Source organism: Treponema medium, from assembly GCF_017161265.1.
GTDB lineage: Bacteria > Spirochaetota > Spirochaetia > Treponematales > Treponemataceae > Treponema > Treponema medium.
Genome location: NZ_CP031393.1, coordinates 2,079,513 through 2,097,617, shown reverse-complemented (window position 1 = coordinate 2,097,617; position 18,105 = coordinate 2,079,513). Strand labels below are relative to the sequence as shown.

The following is an 18,105-nucleotide window of genomic DNA, read 5'->3' as shown; positions in this document are numbered from 1 at the left end:
GTTTATCATATCCGCTAAAGCGAACTACGAATCAGTTTTTAGAGGTGAGCTTTGTCACATTATCCGTTCGCTGCAAGTTTCCAGCTTATGCCCGATTGGAAGTTGTTCCACATGTTGTTGTACATGCTGCTCTTTGCTAAAAGCTCTGCATGCGTTCCCGTCTCTTCAATTTTGCCCTCATTGATAACGCAAATTTGATCTGCATTGACGATTGAAGAAAGACGATGAGCAATCATTATTACTGTCTTGTCTTTAAGTAATTGACTTAATGTTTTTTTGATTTTATATTCGTTTTCTGCATCGGCAAAGCTGGTAGCCTCATCGAGAACAATAATCGGAGCATCATGCAAAAGAGAGCGGGCAATTGCAAGCCTCTGTGCTTCTCCTCCGGAAAGATATATTCCCTTAGTACCGTATACTGTGTCTATGCCGTCAGGCAGCTTTTCGATAATATCCATACACTCTGCTTTTTGCAGTACTGCAAGTACTTCTTCGCGTGTTGCATCTTTTTTACCGTAGCGGATATTTTCAAAAATGCTTTCGTTAAAAAGTTTATTTTCTTGAAATACAAAGCTGATAAGGTGCATAAGGTCATCTGTTTTGATCTCTTTGATATTTACACCGCCGATGGTAATTTCTCCGGAATCGGCTTCCCAAAAGCGTCCGAGCAAATTGACGAGGGTGGTTTTTCCGCCGCCTGAAGGTCCGACAAGGGCAGTCAGCGAATGTTCGGGAAATTTAAGTGATATGCCGCTGATAGCCTTTTTAAAAGATTGTTCAGCTGTTTGCGTCTCTTGCGCCTTTTCTTCTTTATAAGAAAATACAACATCCTTAAACTCAATATCGAATTTTTTCGGCATAACCGAATGTTCGGGTTCGGGGGCAGGCTTTTCATTTAAGATAGCTTCGATACGGTTGAGGGCATCTCCTCCTTGAAGATTCAAAGTTGAACCGTACATGATTTTTATCATCATATTAAGTAAAACCGGCGAAAGAGAAAGATAAAAAATAAAGCTATATAAAAACTTTGCATAAGCCTCGCCTTCTCCTACCGTTCCGGCAAAGACAAAGGCGGCGGGAACCAAAAAGATAAAGCCCGCTTTTAAGATGGCAAGAAAAACCGCAAAACCGTTTTCCCAAGAAACGGTATACTTAAAAACATTATCGCGGTAGTTCATAATCGAACTGTAAAAATCCTTAAAGCGATGTACTGATTGATTAAAAGTTTTAATAACCGAAATACCGCGGATATATTCCGTACCGGCACTGTTCATTTTTTCAAGTGAGTTTTCATAGATTTCCATGAACCCCATTTTTTTACCTTTTGCCATCATCACACCTTGAAGAACAAAGGCGATAACAAGGGTCAAAAACAAAATAAGTCCGAACCGCCAATCAAAAAAGAATATTAAAAACAAAACGGCAATTGGACTCACAACATTTTGTACGACATCAGGCAACATGTGTGCAATAAGCCCTTCAAGCGAATGGACGTTTTTTTCAAAAACCTTACGCACTGAACCACTCGCGTGCGATGTATGCCAGCCAACCGGAAGGCGAGCAAAGGTTTCCGCCAAGCGCATATTCATATTCCCCATTAAATTGAATGCGGTAATATGCGAACATATAAGGGCACCGAAGTACAAAAGGAAGCCTGCTGCAGCGGAAATAAGAGCCGCAGCTCCGTAAAAAATCATCCGGTTTATATCGATCGGTACACCCGACATATAAGCTGAAATAATATCACGCATAACATAAAATACAATCGCATACGGAATGAGCAGTGCAACTGTACTCAAGCTTGATAAAAAAAGCGACACATAGATAAAGGGCTTATACTTCCCCGCATAAGAAAGAATGCGGCTTACAACACCCGCTTGTTTTTCCTTTTTAGCTTTCTTTTTTTCTTCATTTTTCTTCATAGTATGTCTCCTTTAAAATACAACTTGTAATGGACACTTTGTAATTGGCATTAAATTATCCACCGCCATCCGTGGCGGTGTTGGCAGTGTACGTCCGTGTACACTGCTCAACGACAAGTTTTTCTAACGAAAAACTTGCTGCTACATGGAACCACCGCCCTCCTTGGCGGTTCTGATACATCGAGGATATTCAGAAGCGGCAGGGATGCCGCTGGTATTAAACAGCAGCGATGTTTCGGCGATGCCGAAACTCGTAGCCAAAACTATACACGGATGTATAGTTTTGGCGCAGCAACGCCGTAGATGCCCCGCTATTTATGCCGACCATGACTCGCTTTCCTTTTGTAACTGATACATCCCCGGATACGATGACTTTCCTTTCATCAATTCTTCATGTGTACCTATTTCTTCTATCGTTCCTTCTTTGAGAACGACGATTTTATCGGCATTCTCGATTGTTCTTAAACGGTGAGCAATGACTATTACTGTCTTGTTTTTAACGAGCTTGCTCAGTGCTTCCTGAATTAAGGTTTCGTTTTCGGGGTCGAGGGCTGCTGTTGCTTCATCGAGGAGAATTATCGGTGCATCTTTTAAAAGAGCACGGGCTATGGAAAGCCGCTGTCTTTCTCCGCCGGAAAGAGTGTAACCGTTTTCGCCGATTACCGTGTCGTAACCTTGCGGCAGTTTTTCGATAAAGTCGGTGCACCTTGCAGCCTGTGCGGCGGCAAGTACCTGCTCCTTTGTAGCGTCTTTATTCCCGACAAGGATATTGTTGTATACTGTGTCGTTAAAAAGCACTACATCTTGAAAGACGATTGAAAAAGCGGTCAACAGGGTTTCAGGGTCTACGGTAGAAACATCCGTGCCCCCTACGCTCACCGTGCCGGAAGACACATCCCAAAAGCGGGCTGCAAGACGGGCAATCGTTGACTTGCCGCAGCCTGAATGCCCGACGAGAGCAGTGACTTCCCCCTGCTTGGCAGTAAAGCTGATATTGCTTACTGTGTCGCGGCTTGCATTATCATTGTATGAAAACGAAACATTGTCATATTGAATATCATAGCCCTTGGGATTAAAAATTTCGCTTCCTGTTTGTTTGGGATAGTTTATGATTTCCAATTGGCGTTCAACCGCCGTGCGTGCATGGAAAAACTCGCCGAGCATCATAAAGACGGCAGTAAGGGGTTCAAAAATTCTTCCGGCAATCAGCAAAAATACGAGGTAGGTAAAAAGCGGGAGACTTCCTTGTGCATACAAAATCGCCCCTACTGCAATAACCAACGGAAACCCGAAGCGGATAATTATGATGGAACCTATCATAGTTGAGCCGACAAATAATTCAGCTCTCACTGCTTCCTTTGTGCTGTGTGCAATATCGTCTTTTATTTTTTGTACATAACTTTCTTTTTTGTCGGAGGATTTAAGCACCTTGATATTGTCGAGCATTTGCTGAATGGAATTGTAAACGCCGAGCAGTACTGTGTTAATCCTAACCGCATAACGGCGGGCTTGTTTACGTGATAAGTATACAAATAAAAATCCGAAAACTGAACAGCTGAAAAGAGCAATCGTCATGCGCCAATCAAAAAGAGCAAGCATTGCTGCCGATACAATAATTGAAATTGCAGCCCCGAATAACTCGGATGCCGTGTGGCTGAGTGCGTGTTCCATTGTAGCAACATCATTTAAAAGCGTTGCCGTCAAATCCGATAAGTCTTTTTTTCCGAAATACGAGAGGGGCAGCTTCCGGATACTTTCTGCAAGGGAAATACGCACATTAGCCGACTCATCGTAACAAGTCGTATAAGTTTTGCGGTACTTGAGTTTTTCAATTAAAAAAAGAACAATAATGATCAGCACGCAAATCCCTAGATAAAGCCACGGATTGAAAGCTGCAAGAGAACCTCCTTGAATAGGCTTTAAAAGTTCCTGCAGTGCATAAAATGAAAGTCCCAACGGAACAATTAAAAATAAATTTCCAAAGGCCGTAATAGCTACCGCCTTGTTTAAATCCCGCGCACCCTTGTCTGATAGCGCAAAATAATTCTTTAACATAATTCCTCCTTTTACTAATTCATAATTTTTAATTCATAATTAGGAATTGAGTTAACTCCTATCTAATTAAGCACCCCATTTTTCAAATAATTAAAGACATCTTCGGCTTTTTCCTCTGTGAATTCTGAATGTGAAATTACTTTTCCTTTTTCCATCAATACTATTTCATCGGTAACGAGGTTTAAAAATTCAAAGTCGTGACTTATAATTAAAATAAGCGTTTGCTGAGTGCGTATTGAATTAATCAGTTTTGCTGTTTCTGTTCATAAATAATCTCCCATACAGAAAATAAGGTCAGCTACCGATTAAACTGACGACCGTGTCAGTAACAGACAACATTATACAAAAAACAAAAACGTAGTCAACTAGCGCTAACTTTTTTCAGTAAATTATGTTGATTCGTGCGGAGACAGGGTAATATCTCGACCTCTGTACCATAATAACAATTACAACTACCTTACGGACTTTCGGCACATTGTTTCTTTTCGACAAATGGTCTATACTTAGCAGTTAGTTCGGCATACATCAGTATGCATAAGAATACTTTAAAATTTTGATAGGAGCATTCAGCTATGAGCAAAGGACTAAAAACAGGTCTTATCGTTCTCGGCATCATTGTGCTGATTATTTTTTCGCTATACGGCTATGTAACCCGTTCGTATAATTCGATGGTAGCGGCGGATGAAAACGTTAAAGCGGCATGGAGTCAGGTAGAAAACGTGTACCAGCGCCGTTTTGATTTAATCCCCAACCTTGTTAACACTGTAAAAGGCTATGCAAGCCATGAGGAAAAAGTTTTTACCGAAATTGCGGAAATGCGTTCCAGAGCGGGCGGCGTTATCAATGTTTCGGACGAAGTACTCAACAATCCTGAAGCGTTTGAAAAGTTCCAAAAAGCACAAAGCGAGTTAGGTGGTGCGCTGCAGCGACTGCTTGCCGTTGCGGAAAATTACCCCGAATTGAAAGCAAATGAAAACTTCCGCGACTTACAAAGCCAGCTTGAAGGAACCGAAAACCGCATTGCGGTGGAGCGGAAGCGGTTTAATGAGGCCGTACAGACGTATAATCTACAGATTAGACGGTTTCCGCAAGCGTTCCTCGCCAATATGTTCGGCTTTAGAGAAAAGGCGTATTTTAAGGCTGATGAGCAAGCTGCAACCGCGCCTAAAGTTGAATTTTAACTGATTACCGATTAAGGAAGGAACACGATGAAAAGAAACAGGCTGTTAAAACTGATGAGTATTTCTCCCACTCAAATGAGAGAGATTGCCAATACGGTTGCGGAAGTTGAGAAAAAGACAACCGGAGAAATTGCCCTTGCGGTTGTATACCAAAGCGATTCCTATGCCTTTGTAGAGTTATTCGTTGCATTTTGTGCGGCCTTTCTTTCTTTTTTTATCTTGTTTTTATGCTCTGCCCCCATCTGGAACCTTTTGGAACGCACTGTTTGGTTCCCCTCTCCTGCTCAACTGACGGCGGTTATCGGAGGCAGTGCAGCTACCGTTGTGTTTATTGTTTATTTATTGGTAAATATTCCTGCAATCGACCGATTGATTATCCCGAATACATTAAAACGCCGTCGTGTCTATGCCCGCGCGCTCCAGCACTTTGTGGAAAGCGGTGTGTATAAGACTACGGAACATTCCGGCGTTCTCATATTTGCATCCGTACTGGAACGGAAATTTTTTGTTATCGCCGATTCGGGAATTGCCGCAAAAGTAGCTCAAACCGAATGGGACAGCATTTGCAAAATTATGACTGCAGGATTAAAAGAACGCCAAGCCGCCCAAGCTTTTGTCTCTGCAGTAAAAGAATGTGGCAGGATTCTGCAAGAACACTTTCCTAACAAAGCGGAAAATCTCAATGAGCTGCCCGATGGGCTTGTTGTCTTGGAAGACTAAAACCCTTTTGAAAATATACGGCGCATCTACGTTGTCGCATCATCAAAAGTGTACATCCGTGTACCTCTCTACCGATGTACAAATCTCGTCGTTAAGCAGTTGTACACGGATGTACAACTGCTTAACAGTCTATTTCAAAAGGAGTTTGCCCTGAGCAACTGCTGCGGATACTCAATCGACCATAAAAAAAGTCCCTGCGGAGGGGCGGTTTCTCCTGCATTCCGGCGGTCTTTTGAACGGAGAACAGCCTCAAAATCCTCTTTTGTGCCATTCTGTTGTTCATAATGCAGCAAACTACCGGTTATCGAGCGTACCATGCGCCACAAAAAGGCATTGGCAGAAATTTCAAACACGAGAAATTCCCGATCGGTAAAAAAATGAGCCGTATAGATATAGCGCGATTTGCTTTTACTTTGATCGCCCGCGGCAGAGAACGTTGTACAGTCCAATTCTCCCGACAAAACGCTTGCCATCCGGTTGAGTACATCGATATCTGGTTCGCGCCGTATGTGCCAGCAATAGGGTAACTGGTGTGCAAAGGCGGTTCGCCCGCAGTGAATAAAATACCGATATGTGCGGGATCGGGCGCTAAAACGGGCATGCAAGTTATCGGAAACATTGGTCGCTTCCATAATCCGTATATCCTTGGGCAACGCGGAATTGAGCGCCGGAATAAAACTTTCCGGTTTAATCCGTGCTATATCGGTAAAAAAATGGGCTGCTTGTCCGCAGGCATGGACTCCGGCATCAGTTCTCCCCGAACCGAAAAGTTCAACAGGGTGTTTATGTAGCAGCGCCAGCGCTCGCTCAATTTCGCCCTGTACGGTGCGGAATGATTCTTTCCCATGCTGTAACTGTTTTTGCCATCCATGGAAGCGTGTTCCATCGTATGAAATACGAAGGAGAATATTCCGCCGCAGAATAGCCGGCTCAGCATCAGTCGTCGTCATCGGTTTCTTTTAATTCGACTTTCAATGCATCATAAAGAGCTCGGGCATGCTCCAAAATCGGGCCGGGCTTACTTTTGGAAGATTTTCCGAGACCGAACATTTTTGCCAACGCAATTTTGTGCATTTCCAGCCGTTTTTGCCGAGTTTCGGCATCCTTTCTCTGCCCATATCGATATTCCAATAAGGCGCCCAAATAAATAACACCATCATACCCGTAATTTTTATCTACATCGGGCCCAAATGATTTTAAGCCTGCAATCATCTCTTTGCCGGTGGTTTCCAGCTCAAGCGCACGCCGGTACAAAAACAATGCCTTTTGATAAAAAAGCTTTGAGATATAGGTATAGTTTTCTTCCGGTTCTTTTTCTCCGAGCGTCGAAAAGAGCCATGCCGCACGGAGCGCACATATTGCCTGTTTAATAGTAGGAGAATACTTTGACGTAAAATGATCGTAGCAGAGCAAAGCAAGATAATAGGAAGCGGCTCCTTCGTGGAGCGTTCTGGCAGTATTAAAATCAACATGCCCGAAAAGACCTTTTACTGCACTATAGCGTTCGTTCATAGCTTCCAGCAACTTTTCGGCGATCGGTTTTTCGATAACTCTAAAATCCTGCGTAAATCCCGTGTACAAACACTGTGGACAAACAGTCATACTATAGATGAGTGGATAAACCTCTCCGTATTTTGCCGACGGTTCATATAGGCGGCGCAATTCTTCCGTTAAATCACCGGCAATAACGCGGCCTCCGCCGGAATACATTTCTTCCCGTTTAAACTTTGCTCCACATACGGGGCATTCAATCTGATCCTTGGAATAATAAGAAATAGCTGCTTCTTTTTTGTTTTGCTGATCTTCTTCACGTTTCATACTATGGATCTCCTTTTAACCCTACCGGATGCGGTAAAAACCTCATTTTTTACCGGTGTCCGGTTAACTTTCCAATATAACACCTGCAATAGCCATATTACTTTCATGAGTCAGCGAAAGATGAATATGAGTACCGTGGATACGCTTAAACGGTATAGCTGCATCACCAAAGAGCGTTAACTCGGGTTTCCCGTTCGGATTATTGGTAACAAGAATATTTTTCAATGTTATCCCCTTTAACCCGGTACCAAGCGCTTTTCCATAAGCTTCTTTTGCAGCAAAGCGGGCTGCCAAAGAATATGCGGCAGTCAAGCCTCTGCTTTTGGTCTCCATCAATTCTTGCGGATGAAAAAAGCGAGCAAGCAGTCCCTCATACTCCATCCACCGCTGTATCCGGCTTATATCAACAGCATCTATTCCGAACCCGACAATCATCTGTGCATCTCATCATCTTCCGATACTTCTGTAAACTCCACCGTTACCTGCACCGATTTAGGATTCACTTGCAGTATCTGCAACTTTGAATACTCTGCCGATAACACCGGCACAACGGGCAGCGTATACACCCCTCCCTCGGTAATGCTTTCGCATGATACCGTTAATATATTTTCGGAAGGACTCCATGTTTCCAGCAGTTTTTTTGGCCCTTGTACTTCCAAGCTGCCGGTTTTTGTATCGGAGGTTATCGACAGCTCCTTATGCTGCTTTTCAAAATAAATGGGAATATTATCAAACTTTTTTTGGATAGTTGTTTCATTGATTTTAACGGTGGACTGCACTTGAGATTTGCCGACAATAGAAATCAGAGGATTGTTATTGATGATGGAAGCGGTTCCCGAAAAGCCGTTTGTACGCGCTTCTATCGAAAGCGGCTCAGTCACGAGTTCGTTGATTTTTTCAACGAGTTCGGCAGGGCCTTCAATTTCAACAGCCGCCGGTTCCAGCGAACTTTCGGTTACCTCATATCCATCGGCGGGAATTCCTTTCAAAGAAAGCATAACAGGAACCTGTTTACGTATACTTGTCGCCAATCGAAGCGTTAAAATTGCCGGTTCCGTACTAATTTCCATATTGCCGAGCGGCGTTACCGTTCCTGCTAACCGAGTTTCGATCGGTATTCGATAGGTTCCTTCAGTTTTAAAATCCGATAAATTAATAAAAGCAATAATATCATTTTCACCGATGGAACCGATTCCTGTCGCATCCCCCCAAACGGTAACCTTTATCTTTGCAGGATATTGTTCCGCAGGTGCGAGGGTACCGTCGTTTTCAACTGTAAGCGGTACAATGAGGTATCGTTTATCCAATAAGGTTCCGCGATAAAACTCCGACAGGAAAACAGCAAAGACAAGACAGATAATTTTAACCGGCCAATTTTCGGTAAGCCGGAGCAGTATTTGTTTTATGTTCATGAAGCGCTTCCTTCAGATTTCTCGGCGGTTTGAGTCTTTGCCTTAACCTTGAGCAGATAGGTCAGCTCCGATTCAATATTGTCCGTTGTAAGGTCGTAATACAGTTTTGAATCGTATGCAAGGCTGATCGCTCCCGATTCTTCGGAGACAATAAGCACGACCGCATCCGTTTCTTCCGCAATACCGAGCGCTGCGCGGTGCCGTGTTCCGAAACTCTTGTTGATATCTTCCTGCTTGGTAAGCGGCAGATAACAGCCCGCTGCGATAACCCGTCCGTTATCGATAACAACCGCGCCGTCATGCAGCGGAGTATCAAATTCAAAAATAGTAACGAGGAGATTCGAGCTGATCTCCGCATTGATTCGAGTTGCGGATGGACTTTCAATAATCTCTTTTAAGTTATTCTGCCTTAAAAATATGACCAACATTCCGCGGCGTTCTGCGGAAAGGCGCTCGGCAGCAGTTAATACATAATCGATATGGCTGTGTTGGGAGCGGGAACGTCTAAACCAGTCGTTTTGCCCCATCGTCAGGAACATTCTCCGCAGTTCAGGTTGAAAGATAATTGCAGCGCCGATAACAACCCCAGTCGCAAGCGTATTCAATATCCAAAGCAGCGTCGTAAGATGCAGTAAGAATGCAACCGCATAGATGAGAAGCATCAACAATGCTCCTTTTCCGAGCTGTGCAGCCTGCGTTTTAATCAGTATCTGATATGACTTATACATCAGAAATGCAAGGAGCAGCACATCCAGCACCGGCCCAATATAGGAGAGGTAGAACGACAGCATATCCCTAAGTAGTTCCATATCTTTGCAATTCCTTTAACACCAGTAATAATTCCTTCGTTTCCGCAACATCGTGAACCCGTACGATTGATGCGCCTTGCTGTACTGCATACATCGTTGCGGCAAGTGTTCCGGCAAGCCGTTGTTCGGGAGAACCGCCGGTAACGGCTCCGATAAACGACTTTCGTGAAAGTCCTGCTAAAAGCGGATACCCCAAGCCGGTGAAATACGTACTTGCCGCAACCAGCCGGTAATTATCTTCAACCGTCTTCCCAAAACCGATACCGTAGTCGATAATGATACGCTCTTGCGCTATTCCGCAGTTTAGAGCATACGCCACCCGTTCTTCAAGGTAATCCCGTACTTCCGTTACTACATTTCCATACTGCGGAACATTTTGCTGCATTGTCGGCGGCGTACCCCGTTTATGCATAAGGACAACGGCGCCGGCTTCTTCCGCAATCAGCCTACCGAGAGCCGGATCATCGGTTAAAGCCGAAATATCGTTACACAGTGTTGCTCCAGCCTTAAAAGCGGCCTTCATAACTGCCGCTTTCCGGGTATCTACCGAAATGGGAACAGCGCTGCGCTTCCGGATAGCCTCGATTAATGGAATAACCCGTTCAATCTCATCTTCTTCACTGATATAAGAAGAACCAGGACGTGTCGATTCTCCTCCGATGTCGATAATATCGGCACCTTCCGCTTCCAATGCTAATGCCCGCTCCAAGCCTTTTTCCACACTTATCGAACGGCTCGGTTCATAAAACGAATCGGGCGTTGCGTTGATAATTCCCATGATAAAAGCCGGTAAATCGGTTTTTATGATATGCCCTTTTCCGCAATCAAGCTGCAACCGCATAGCAGAGATTATAACAGATTTTCCGGCTCTTGTCCTAGACTTCGCACACAGGGTAAACGCATTAGGCCGTTTTTTTAGTAACCCCGCAGAATAATAGCGGCTGTTCAACCAGAGTTGAACCACTTCGCGGTTCAAATGGTCTCACAGCCTCAATGATTCTGCGCTTTTTATCTACTCTGCCTGATGCGTTTACCCGTCTGCCAAAAAAAATGTGCGAAAATTTATTCAAAATTTCGCACAAAAGGGTATGGTAAACGCATCAATGTGTGTGTCCGTTGCTCGATTTGTTGTTTTACTCCATATTTTTTGATACAATGCCTCACTATCTATGAGTACCATCTATACCCCCGATCAGGCGGCGCAAGAATGCCTGAATACTTCTATTATACAGCTTTCATTTTCCCGCCCGTGCAAGGGAATCGATGAAGCAAAGGCACGGCTCCGGCGTATCACGGTAAAAGGGAAAGCCGTGTATCAGCTGGAAACCGTTAAAAACAAGCAAGCATTTCAGAAAACGATTGAACGGGAGGCGGTATCCGGCACAATAGCGGAATGTTTTGCCCGTTTTAAAGCTGCGGAATGCCGCGGACAAAAAGAACAGCTCTTTTTTTTACAGAACAACAAGGGAACCATCGCCCTCACCAAGCGGGTACCCTGCTCCGCTCCGCTCATGGAAAACAACTGCGGCGGGCACAATAAGATAAAGAAGTATCTTATTCCCGAAGGAACACCGCTTGCATTCTTAATTGAACAGGGGGTTATGAATACGGAGGGCGCCGTCTTAAAGCAAAAATACCATAAGTTCCGGCAGATCAATAAATTTCTCGAATTTATCGCCGGGGTTGAACCGTTTATACGGGATACGGTTGCCCGTTCCGGCAAGCCTTTTTCCATTACCGATTTCGGCTGCGGCAAGGCCTATTTGAGTTTTGCGCTTTATTATTATCTGCATGAACGGCAAGAGCTTCCGGTGCGGATTCACGGGCTGGATTTAAAGGCCGAGGTTATCGAACACTGTTCCGCGCTAGCGAAACGGTGCGGCTATACGCATTTGGACTTTGCCGAAGGGAACATCGGCGACCATCCGCTGCCGGACGGTACCGGAATGATGGTATGCCTCCATGCCTGCGATACGGCAACCGATTTGGCGCTTGCTCAAGCTGTCCGCGCGCAGGTACCGATTATCTTTGCCGTTCCGTGCTGTCAGCATGAGCTCTATGCCCAGCTTAAAACCCGAAAAGAATCGTTCCGCACGGAAGATCACTTGCTGCTCCCCTTTATGGAGCACGGCATTATCACCGAGCGGTTTGCATCGCTTTTAACCGACACCATGAGGGCGCTCCTTTTACAGGCCTGCGGTTACACCGTGCAAATTATGGAATTTATCGAAACGGAACATACCCCTAAAAATATCCTGATCCATGCGGTAAAAAAAATACAAAGTGCCGATCAAGCGGAACGGTTGAAAGAAACCGCGATCCGGCAATACCGCCGCATCAAAGACAACTTTTGTATCGAACCGACATTGGAACAGCTATTGAAGGATATACTTCCGGCAAAACAACAGGAGAACCTATGACACTACCCAACAATACCGGCAAAAATGAAAATGTTCCGACCGTCCATACTTCGGTCGTATCGGCACAGCCGGAAACAGCCGCCGCCGAAGCATTTGCAGCGCTTTTTACCACCATTAAACGGCTGCGGGCGCCGGGCGGCTGTCCGTGGGACATCGAGCAAACTCCGATGACGCTGCGGTCAACGCTCCTTGAAGAAACGTATGAAACAATTGAGGCGCTGGAAGAAGCCTCCGCGGACAGCGCAAAGTCCGTCCATGCGGCGGAAGAACTCGGCGACGTGCTTTTAAACATCGTGATGATTGCATATATGTTTGAGCAGGATGGCGCCTTTTCCGTCGCAAAGATGATCGGCGAGCTGAACGAAAAACTGATTAGGCGGCATCCCCACGTATTCGGACAAACGGCAGGCTTTCCCGATCCCGACGATGCAAAAAAGCCGGTTACGGCGGAAAAAGTGCTTGCGCAATGGGATACCATCAAAGATACCGTAGAAGGCCGCGCAAGCGCCTCTGCACTGGATTCCATCCCGAAAACCTTTCCGCCGCTCACCCGCGCATACAAACTGCAAAAGCGCGCGGCAAAAAAAGGCTTTGACTGGGATACGACGGACGGACCTCAGAAAAAAACAGAAGAAGAACTTGCGGAATTTACGGACGCGCTTGCACACGGTACGCATGAAGAAGCGGAAGCGGAATTCGGAGACCTCTTGTTCAGTTTGGTAAACACCGCGCGGCATTTACATATCGACCCCGCAATTGCGCTCGGCCGTACCAATGCAAAGTTTGAGCGCCGCTTCCGCTTTGTCGAAAAACGCATGGCTGAGTCCGGTATTCCCTGCTCCCACGACACTTTAGCCCAGATGGACGGCTTTTGGGAAGAAGCCAAGCGTATGGAAGCTCAAACTTCCGCCGCCCCATGCAGTAACGATAATGCCGCATTATAATTGTGCCGTAGTATTAGGCGCTACAGCAACGGGAAAAACGGCGCTTGCCGTCAAACTTGCACACGCAAAGCACGGCGAAATCATCTCCGCCGATTCCCGGCAAGTATACCGCGGGCTCGATTTGGGCACGGGAAAGGATTTGCAGGAATACGGCAGCATTCCCTACCACCTCATCGATGTCTGCGATTTAAGCCGCGAGTTTACGGTCTTCCATTTTCAGCAGGAGGTGTACCGCATCTTTCCGCAGCTTGTTGACAAAGGCGCATTGCCGATTATCGCAGGCGGCACCGGACTGTACCTCGATGCCATCCTCCGCGGCTATGAGCTGATTCCCGTCCCCGAAGACCACGCATTGCGAGAAATGCTGGCAACAAAAACACTGCCGGAACTGCAAGCTATGCTCATAGCGCTCAAGCCGGATATTCACAATAAAACCGACCTTGAGCAGCCTGACCGCCTTGTCCGCGCTATCGAAATTGCCCGTTACCGGCAGGAACATCCCGAATCCACCGCCGCGCATTTGCATGCAGTGCCGCCTATTAAGCCGAAAATCTACGGTATCTCTTTTGAACGCAGTGCCTTACGCGAGCGTATCCGCCGCCGCCTCATTGCCCGCATCGACGCCGGTATGATAGAAGAAACCGAACAAATCCATGCACAGGGCTATTCATGGGAGCGGCTCGAAAGCCTCGGTTTGGAATACCGCTTTACGGCGAAGTATCTACAGGGAAAAATCGAAAGCAAAGAAGTCTATATCGAGCAGCTCTATCGGGCGATCGGACAATTTGCAAAGCGGCAGGAAACATGGTTCCGGCGCATGGAGCGGAACGGCATCGAAATAGAATGGATTGACGGTAATAAGGCGGCTCAGCTGACGGCAGCGGCTATTTCGGAAATGGCACCTTTACATTAAGCTGTATATTTTGTGAAATGCCCTATAAGGAACCTCTGAAACTAACCGAGTTTTTAGAACAACCTATAGTAATTAGAACTATTCTTCTTATGAATGATTAAAAATGGAAGCAGATAATAACAAATTTCTCAAAACGGGTCAATTGACTAAAGCACGGTTATCAGTATAATAATATGGAACTATGATAGATCGTTCTGTTCAAACTATATTGCAGCCTGCTCTTGTCTTCCTTAAGCAAGGAGACCTTGAGCAAGCGCATATCAGTCTTGGGCGACTGCTTGAACAGGACTTAGAAAACCCTCAAGTGATGTACACACTGAAGGGGGTTAGTTTCTGGCTTGATCGGGTGCGTTATTCACAAGCATTAGCCGATGATTTCTTGCGTGGTGAGTATATTATTTCTCAATGGAAGCCCTTTCTTGATTATATAAAGAAGAAAGGAGACTTTAACGAACCGATTATTTATGCGCTCAAGTGCAGTGTGTTTACAATTGCGTTACGATTGTACCGTTCGCTCTTAAACGGAACTGAACCGGTGCATAATACGGCAGAAATATATCGGAAAACAGGGCTTTGCTATAAAGCGCTGGGGGATTATGAAACGGCTATCGGTTGTTTACGATATGCAGCCGATCTGAATACCAATTCATCAGCTATTCCGGCGGAACTTGCTGATGCTTATGCTTTAAGCGGCGAAGTACGACTTGCGAAGATTTTTTTCCGGGAAGCGTTCTTTAAAAATGCTTCCGAAATAGAATTATGCTTTCTTGAATCTGAAATTATCAACGCACTCGTTACTAAAGTCGCAAACATTGGTTTTACAGGAGAGGAGTTGTTGGAATGGCTTCCGGTTTACGGTACGCTTGATGGCGTACTCAATGTAAAACGAGAACTGAAAGCCTTGGAACTGGGGAAGCTGAAACAGTCTATCTATATGCTTGAAAATGAGCTGAGACAGAAGGACGTAAAAAACAAAAAGCTGCTTGTCCCCCGTTTAATTAATTACTATTTTTGGCTTATAGACCATTATATGAATGGTACTGTCGAAAAGATAAAAATAGATGAGATTCTTCTAAGAATTAAACTGCTCGACGAGAAAATCTATGACCGCTACATACGGTAATGACACAGTGAGGTGAATATGTCAGATGTATTAGAAAAGAATGTCCGCGATATATTTAATGAGGAAAAATGGACACGTGCTGCCATTACAAATTATTCCATTAACAATTTTAAAGAACTTGATACACTGATTGAAGAAGCAAAAAAGAATCGTCATCTGGATGAATTGAAAAATTTATCCGATGAACATCTCTCTCATAATAAAACAAGTATTACAGCATTGTATATTTCGAGTATTATTGCACTTTCCAAACAGTTGCTCGATGACTCTTCGCTCATAACGCTGGTAACTATTTTTATCGATAACCATCGGATGCAGATCGTTGAATATCTTTGTCAGCGGGTTCTTGAATTCGGGGACTCAAAATTTGCACTTCGAACGTTAGCGAACTGCTATAAAGAAGCCGGCAATGAGGATATTTACGATATTTGGGAGCGGCTTGTTCGCATTGACTATGAAGAAGCGGATATTCCCAAACAACTTGCCGAACGATATCAGCAAATGGGCGATATGGAAAAAGCCGTTGAATATTATAAAAAGGCCTTATATCGTTATATCAACCGCCATTCTTATACTGCTGTAAAAGAAGTGTGGGCACGTTTGGTGGAGTTGGTACCGCAAGAAATCGACTTTTTCTATCACGTACAGCGGAAAATAGCGGATCATCTCGGTGCGGAACGAGGCGCCGCGCTTATGCAGGATTTGTACGATTATTATAAAAAAGAAAAAGATTGGAATACCGCTATCGATATTTTAAAACTGGTGCTCACCAGCGACGATAAAGATAACTGGGCTCGGAAAGAAATTGTCGAATGCTTTAGAGAAAAGTATGCATCGCATAGTCAGCTTGAAGAATACATAAAAGTATCCAATTTGACACAAAGTTGGCGGAATGTTTTTGAAGCTATCGACGATTTTGAAAAGCATATTTCTTTTGATGAAGGTTGCTTTGTATTCCACCGGACATGGGGTGTCGGACGTATTGCGAAAGTTAATAACGATGAATTGGTTATCGACTTTGCAAAGAAGCGCGGCCATACGATGAGCCTTAAAATGGGTATCACCGCACTCCAAACGCTGGATAAAGATCATATCTGGGTATTAAAATCGATTATGAAGCGCGACGAACTCGCCGCAAAGGTGAAAACGAATCCCGAATGGGCGCTGAAAAACATCATCCGCAGCTTTGATAACAACTGTGATTTTAAGCGGATTAAGCATGAGCTGGTTCCCTCACTGCTAACCGACAAAGAATGGACAACGTGGAGTACCAAGGCGCGGAAAGTCGTCAAAGAAAATCCCGAATTCGGCATCAATCCTAACAATATCGATTTTTACACTGTACATACTCGTCCGATTTCACTTGAAGAAAAACTTTCGAACGAATTTAAAGCACAGAAAAATTTCTTTGAGCGGGTTGAAATCATCTTTAATGTTATGGAAAGCGGTGATACGGACTCAGACAGCTTTCAAGATATGATCAATTACTTTGATGCTTTCCTAAAAGCCTTTAGTCAGGTAAATGAACAAGTGATTGCAGCCTATTTAGTTATGTCAAAGCTGACCGCAGCGCTGCCGCACCTGAGTGTAACGCAACATCATAATTTTGCGGAATTATTCGCGCAGATAGAGAACCCTGCTGCCATATATCGCGGCATAGAAAATAAAGAACTCCGAAGCGCATATCTCCGCAACATTAAGAACCTTGTTCCGGATTGGAGCGATCAATATATCCGCCTATTCCCCGTGGTACTCTCTGCCGAAGTACTCAATCCACTGCTGGAAGAATATCCCGAAAAGGTAAAAGAGCTGGTACTAACATGCTTCAAAGATTATAAAGAATACCGTGAAGCGGTTATTTGGTTCTTTAAAAATGCTCAGGAAGAGCAATGGTTTAAAGATTTGAATATCGACTATGAACACGAGATTATTGTCCTTATTCACATCCTCGATATAACGTATCGAGAAATTGCAAGCCGGCGGAATACCACTGAAAATCGAAAAATCAACAAGCAGATCCATACAATTCTCTTTGGTAAGGACGCCTTGCTCGAAAACTTTATCCTCGACCACGATGAAGATGCCGTTACAAGACTCTATACACTCGTCAGCGATATTAAGGACTTGGATCCGCCGATTAAAATGCAGCTGCGTAACCGTATCCTTGAAAAATACAAGAACTTTAAGTTCTTCGACGAAGTGGAAAAAACGGTTACAGGACGCGGCTTAATTGTAACGTCAAAAATGCTTGAAGAAAAGAAGAAAGAACTTCAGCGCCTTATTGAAGTTGAAATACCACGTAACTCGAAAGAAGTCGGTTTTGCACTTTCCTTGGGCGACTTGCGTGAAAACTCCGAATATAAGGCTGCAAAAGAAGAGCAGAATAGACTTAACAACACGGTAAGCCGCTTGCAGGAAGAGCTGGAACGTGCTCAAGTATTTGATCCTACAACCATTACCACAACACGGGTCGGTTTCGGTACCATTGTTGTATTGGAAAAACCCGGCAACAGCGAAAAAGAGACTTATACCATCCTCGGTCCGTGGGAGTCGGATCCCGAAAACGGCGTAATATCGTATATGTCGCCGCTTGGTACCAACCTGTTAAACCACAAGGTAGGAGAGACGCTTTCGTTTACAGTAAACGAAGAAGAAAAAACATACAAAATCCTTGATATTTCTGCTGCAGCCGGTTGATACGAGAAGGCATCTCAAAACTAACCAAGGTTTTAGAGATGTCCGATAATATAAGAAAGAGCCTTTGCAAAAATTGGAGCTGCCCATGTTG

The 18,105-nt window shown here is 44.6% G+C and carries 15 protein-coding genes; 7 read left to right on the top strand and 8 right to left on the bottom strand.

The window, feature by feature from the left end:
- Positions 1 to 59: 59 nt before the first annotated feature.
- Both DWB79_RS09190 and DWB79_RS09185 read right to left on the bottom strand, forming a co-directional pair.
- Positions 60 to 1,922, bottom strand: a complete 1,863-nt coding sequence (locus DWB79_RS09190) for an ABC transporter ATP-binding protein (protein ID WP_016523766.1) — start codon at positions 1,920 to 1,922, stop codon at positions 60 to 62.
- Between the two features lie 315 nt (positions 1,923 to 2,237).
- Positions 2,238 to 3,977, bottom strand: a complete 1,740-nt coding sequence (locus tag DWB79_RS09185) for an ABC transporter ATP-binding protein (protein WP_016523765.1) — start codon at positions 3,975 to 3,977, stop codon at positions 2,238 to 2,240.
- A gap of 572 nt (positions 3,978 to 4,549) precedes the next feature.
- Here DWB79_RS09185 and DWB79_RS09180 point away from each other — a divergent pair.
- Together DWB79_RS09180 and DWB79_RS09175 are read left to right on the top strand one after the other, a co-directional pair.
- Complete coding sequence (locus DWB79_RS09180) at positions 4,550 to 5,158, top strand: LemA family protein (RefSeq protein ID WP_016523764.1); 609 nt, start codon at positions 4,550 to 4,552, stop codon at positions 5,156 to 5,158.
- A 27-nt stretch (positions 5,159 to 5,185) separates the two neighbouring features.
- A complete protein-coding gene (locus DWB79_RS09175; protein WP_016523763.1) occupies positions 5,186 to 5,878 on the top strand; it encodes a TPM domain-containing protein in 693 nt (230 codons plus the stop codon).
- Positions 5,879 to 6,012: 134 nt separating this feature from the next.
- Here DWB79_RS09175 and truA read toward each other — a convergent pair whose 3' ends face one another.
- The 6 genes from truA to folP all read right to left on the bottom strand — a co-directional run bounded on the left by truA (position 6,013) and on the right by folP (position 10,758).
- Positions 6,013 to 6,828: a tRNA pseudouridine(38-40) synthase TruA gene (gene truA, locus DWB79_RS09170; protein ID WP_016523762.1), complete on the bottom strand. Its 816-nt coding sequence runs from the start codon at positions 6,826 to 6,828 to the stop codon at positions 6,013 to 6,015.
- Positions 6,815 to 7,696 (bottom strand): DUF2225 domain-containing protein, encoded by an 882-nt coding sequence (locus DWB79_RS09165; protein WP_016523761.1) that lies wholly within the window; start codon positions 7,694 to 7,696, stop codon positions 6,815 to 6,817. Before DWB79_RS09165 ends, truA begins: the two co-directional genes overlap by 14 nt.
- Before the next feature lie 63 nt (positions 7,697 to 7,759).
- A complete protein-coding gene (gene acpS, locus DWB79_RS09160) occupies positions 7,760 to 8,131 on the bottom strand; it encodes a holo-ACP synthase (protein ID WP_016523760.1) in 372 nt (123 codons plus the stop codon).
- Positions 8,128 to 9,108 (bottom strand): CdaR family protein, encoded by a 981-nt coding sequence (locus DWB79_RS09155; RefSeq protein WP_016523759.1) that lies wholly within the window; start codon positions 9,106 to 9,108, stop codon positions 8,128 to 8,130. Before DWB79_RS09155 ends, acpS begins: the two co-directional genes overlap by 4 nt.
- Positions 9,105 to 9,917, bottom strand: a complete 813-nt coding sequence (gene cdaA / locus DWB79_RS09150) for a diadenylate cyclase CdaA (protein WP_016523758.1) — start codon at positions 9,915 to 9,917, stop codon at positions 9,105 to 9,107. Before cdaA ends, DWB79_RS09155 begins: the two co-directional genes overlap by 4 nt.
- Positions 9,904 to 10,758, bottom strand: a complete 855-nt coding sequence (gene folP, locus DWB79_RS09145; RefSeq protein WP_040859187.1) for a dihydropteroate synthase — start codon at positions 10,756 to 10,758, stop codon at positions 9,904 to 9,906. Before folP ends, cdaA begins: the two co-directional genes overlap by 14 nt.
- A gap of 328 nt (positions 10,759 to 11,086) precedes the next feature.
- Here folP and DWB79_RS09140 point away from each other — a divergent pair, with 328 nt between their 5' ends.
- From DWB79_RS09140 to greA, 5 genes are all read left to right on the top strand, one after another.
- Entirely contained in the window at positions 11,087 to 12,337 is a 1,251-nt protein-coding gene (locus DWB79_RS09140) for a class I SAM-dependent methyltransferase (protein ID WP_016523756.1), read from the top strand.
- Positions 12,334 to 13,281 (top strand): nucleoside triphosphate pyrophosphohydrolase, encoded by a 948-nt coding sequence (gene mazG, locus DWB79_RS09135; RefSeq protein ID WP_016523755.1) that lies wholly within the window; start codon positions 12,334 to 12,336, stop codon positions 13,279 to 13,281. Before DWB79_RS09140 ends, mazG begins: the two co-directional genes overlap by 4 nt.
- Positions 13,268 to 14,194 carry a tRNA (adenosine(37)-N6)-dimethylallyltransferase MiaA gene (gene miaA, locus DWB79_RS09130; RefSeq protein ID WP_016523754.1) on the top strand — a complete coding sequence of 309 codons (927 nt, stop codon included), beginning with the start codon at positions 13,268 to 13,270 and terminating at the stop codon, positions 14,192 to 14,194. The genes mazG and miaA overlap by 14 nt, the downstream gene beginning before the upstream one ends.
- Before the next feature lie 181 nt (positions 14,195 to 14,375).
- Complete coding sequence (locus DWB79_RS09125) at positions 14,376 to 15,317, top strand: hypothetical protein (protein ID WP_016523753.1); 942 nt, start codon at positions 14,376 to 14,378, stop codon at positions 15,315 to 15,317.
- 18 nt (positions 15,318 to 15,335) lie between these two features.
- Complete coding sequence (gene greA / locus DWB79_RS09120) at positions 15,336 to 18,014, top strand: transcription elongation factor GreA (RefSeq protein WP_016523752.1); 2,679 nt, start codon at positions 15,336 to 15,338, stop codon at positions 18,012 to 18,014.
- Positions 18,015 to 18,105 lie beyond the last annotated feature (91 nt).

Excerpts from the sequence above, each read along its gene's own strand:
- DWB79_RS09180 (WP_016523764.1), top strand. The coding sequence starts at position 4,550 with ATGAGCAAAGGACTAAAAACAGGTCTTATCGTTCTCGGCATCATTGTG.
- DWB79_RS09155 (WP_016523759.1), bottom strand. The coding sequence starts at position 9,108 with ATGAACATAAAACAAATACTGCTCCGGCTTACCGAAAATTGGCCGGTT.
- mazG (WP_016523755.1), top strand. The coding sequence starts at position 12,334 with ATGACACTACCCAACAATACCGGCAAAAATGAAAATGTTCCGACCGTC.
- folP (WP_040859187.1), bottom strand. The coding sequence starts at position 10,758 with ATGCGGTTGCAGCTTGATTGCGGAAAAGGGCATATCATAAAAACCGAT.
- DWB79_RS09185 (WP_016523765.1), bottom strand. The coding sequence starts at position 3,977 with ATGTTAAAGAATTATTTTGCGCTATCAGACAAGGGTGCGCGGGATTTA.
- DWB79_RS09125 (WP_016523753.1), top strand. The coding sequence starts at position 14,376 with ATGATAGATCGTTCTGTTCAAACTATATTGCAGCCTGCTCTTGTCTTC.
- DWB79_RS09140 (WP_016523756.1), top strand. The coding sequence starts at position 11,087 with ATGAGTACCATCTATACCCCCGATCAGGCGGCGCAAGAATGCCTGAAT.
- miaA (WP_016523754.1), top strand. The coding sequence starts at position 13,268 with ATGCCGCATTATAATTGTGCCGTAGTATTAGGCGCTACAGCAACGGGA.
- DWB79_RS09165 (WP_016523761.1), bottom strand. The coding sequence starts at position 7,696 with ATGAAACGTGAAGAAGATCAGCAAAACAAAAAAGAAGCAGCTATTTCT.
- DWB79_RS09175 (WP_016523763.1), top strand. The coding sequence starts at position 5,186 with ATGAAAAGAAACAGGCTGTTAAAACTGATGAGTATTTCTCCCACTCAA.
- acpS (WP_016523760.1), bottom strand. The coding sequence starts at position 8,131 with ATGATTGTCGGGTTCGGAATAGATGCTGTTGATATAAGCCGGATACAG.
- truA (WP_016523762.1), bottom strand. The coding sequence starts at position 6,828 with ATGACGACGACTGATGCTGAGCCGGCTATTCTGCGGCGGAATATTCTC.
- cdaA (WP_016523758.1), bottom strand. The coding sequence starts at position 9,917 with ATGGAACTACTTAGGGATATGCTGTCGTTCTACCTCTCCTATATTGGG.
- greA (WP_016523752.1), top strand. The coding sequence starts at position 15,336 with ATGTCAGATGTATTAGAAAAGAATGTCCGCGATATATTTAATGAGGAA.
- DWB79_RS09190 (WP_016523766.1), bottom strand. The coding sequence starts at position 1,922 with ATGAAGAAAAATGAAGAAAAAAAGAAAGCTAAAAAGGAAAAACAAGCG.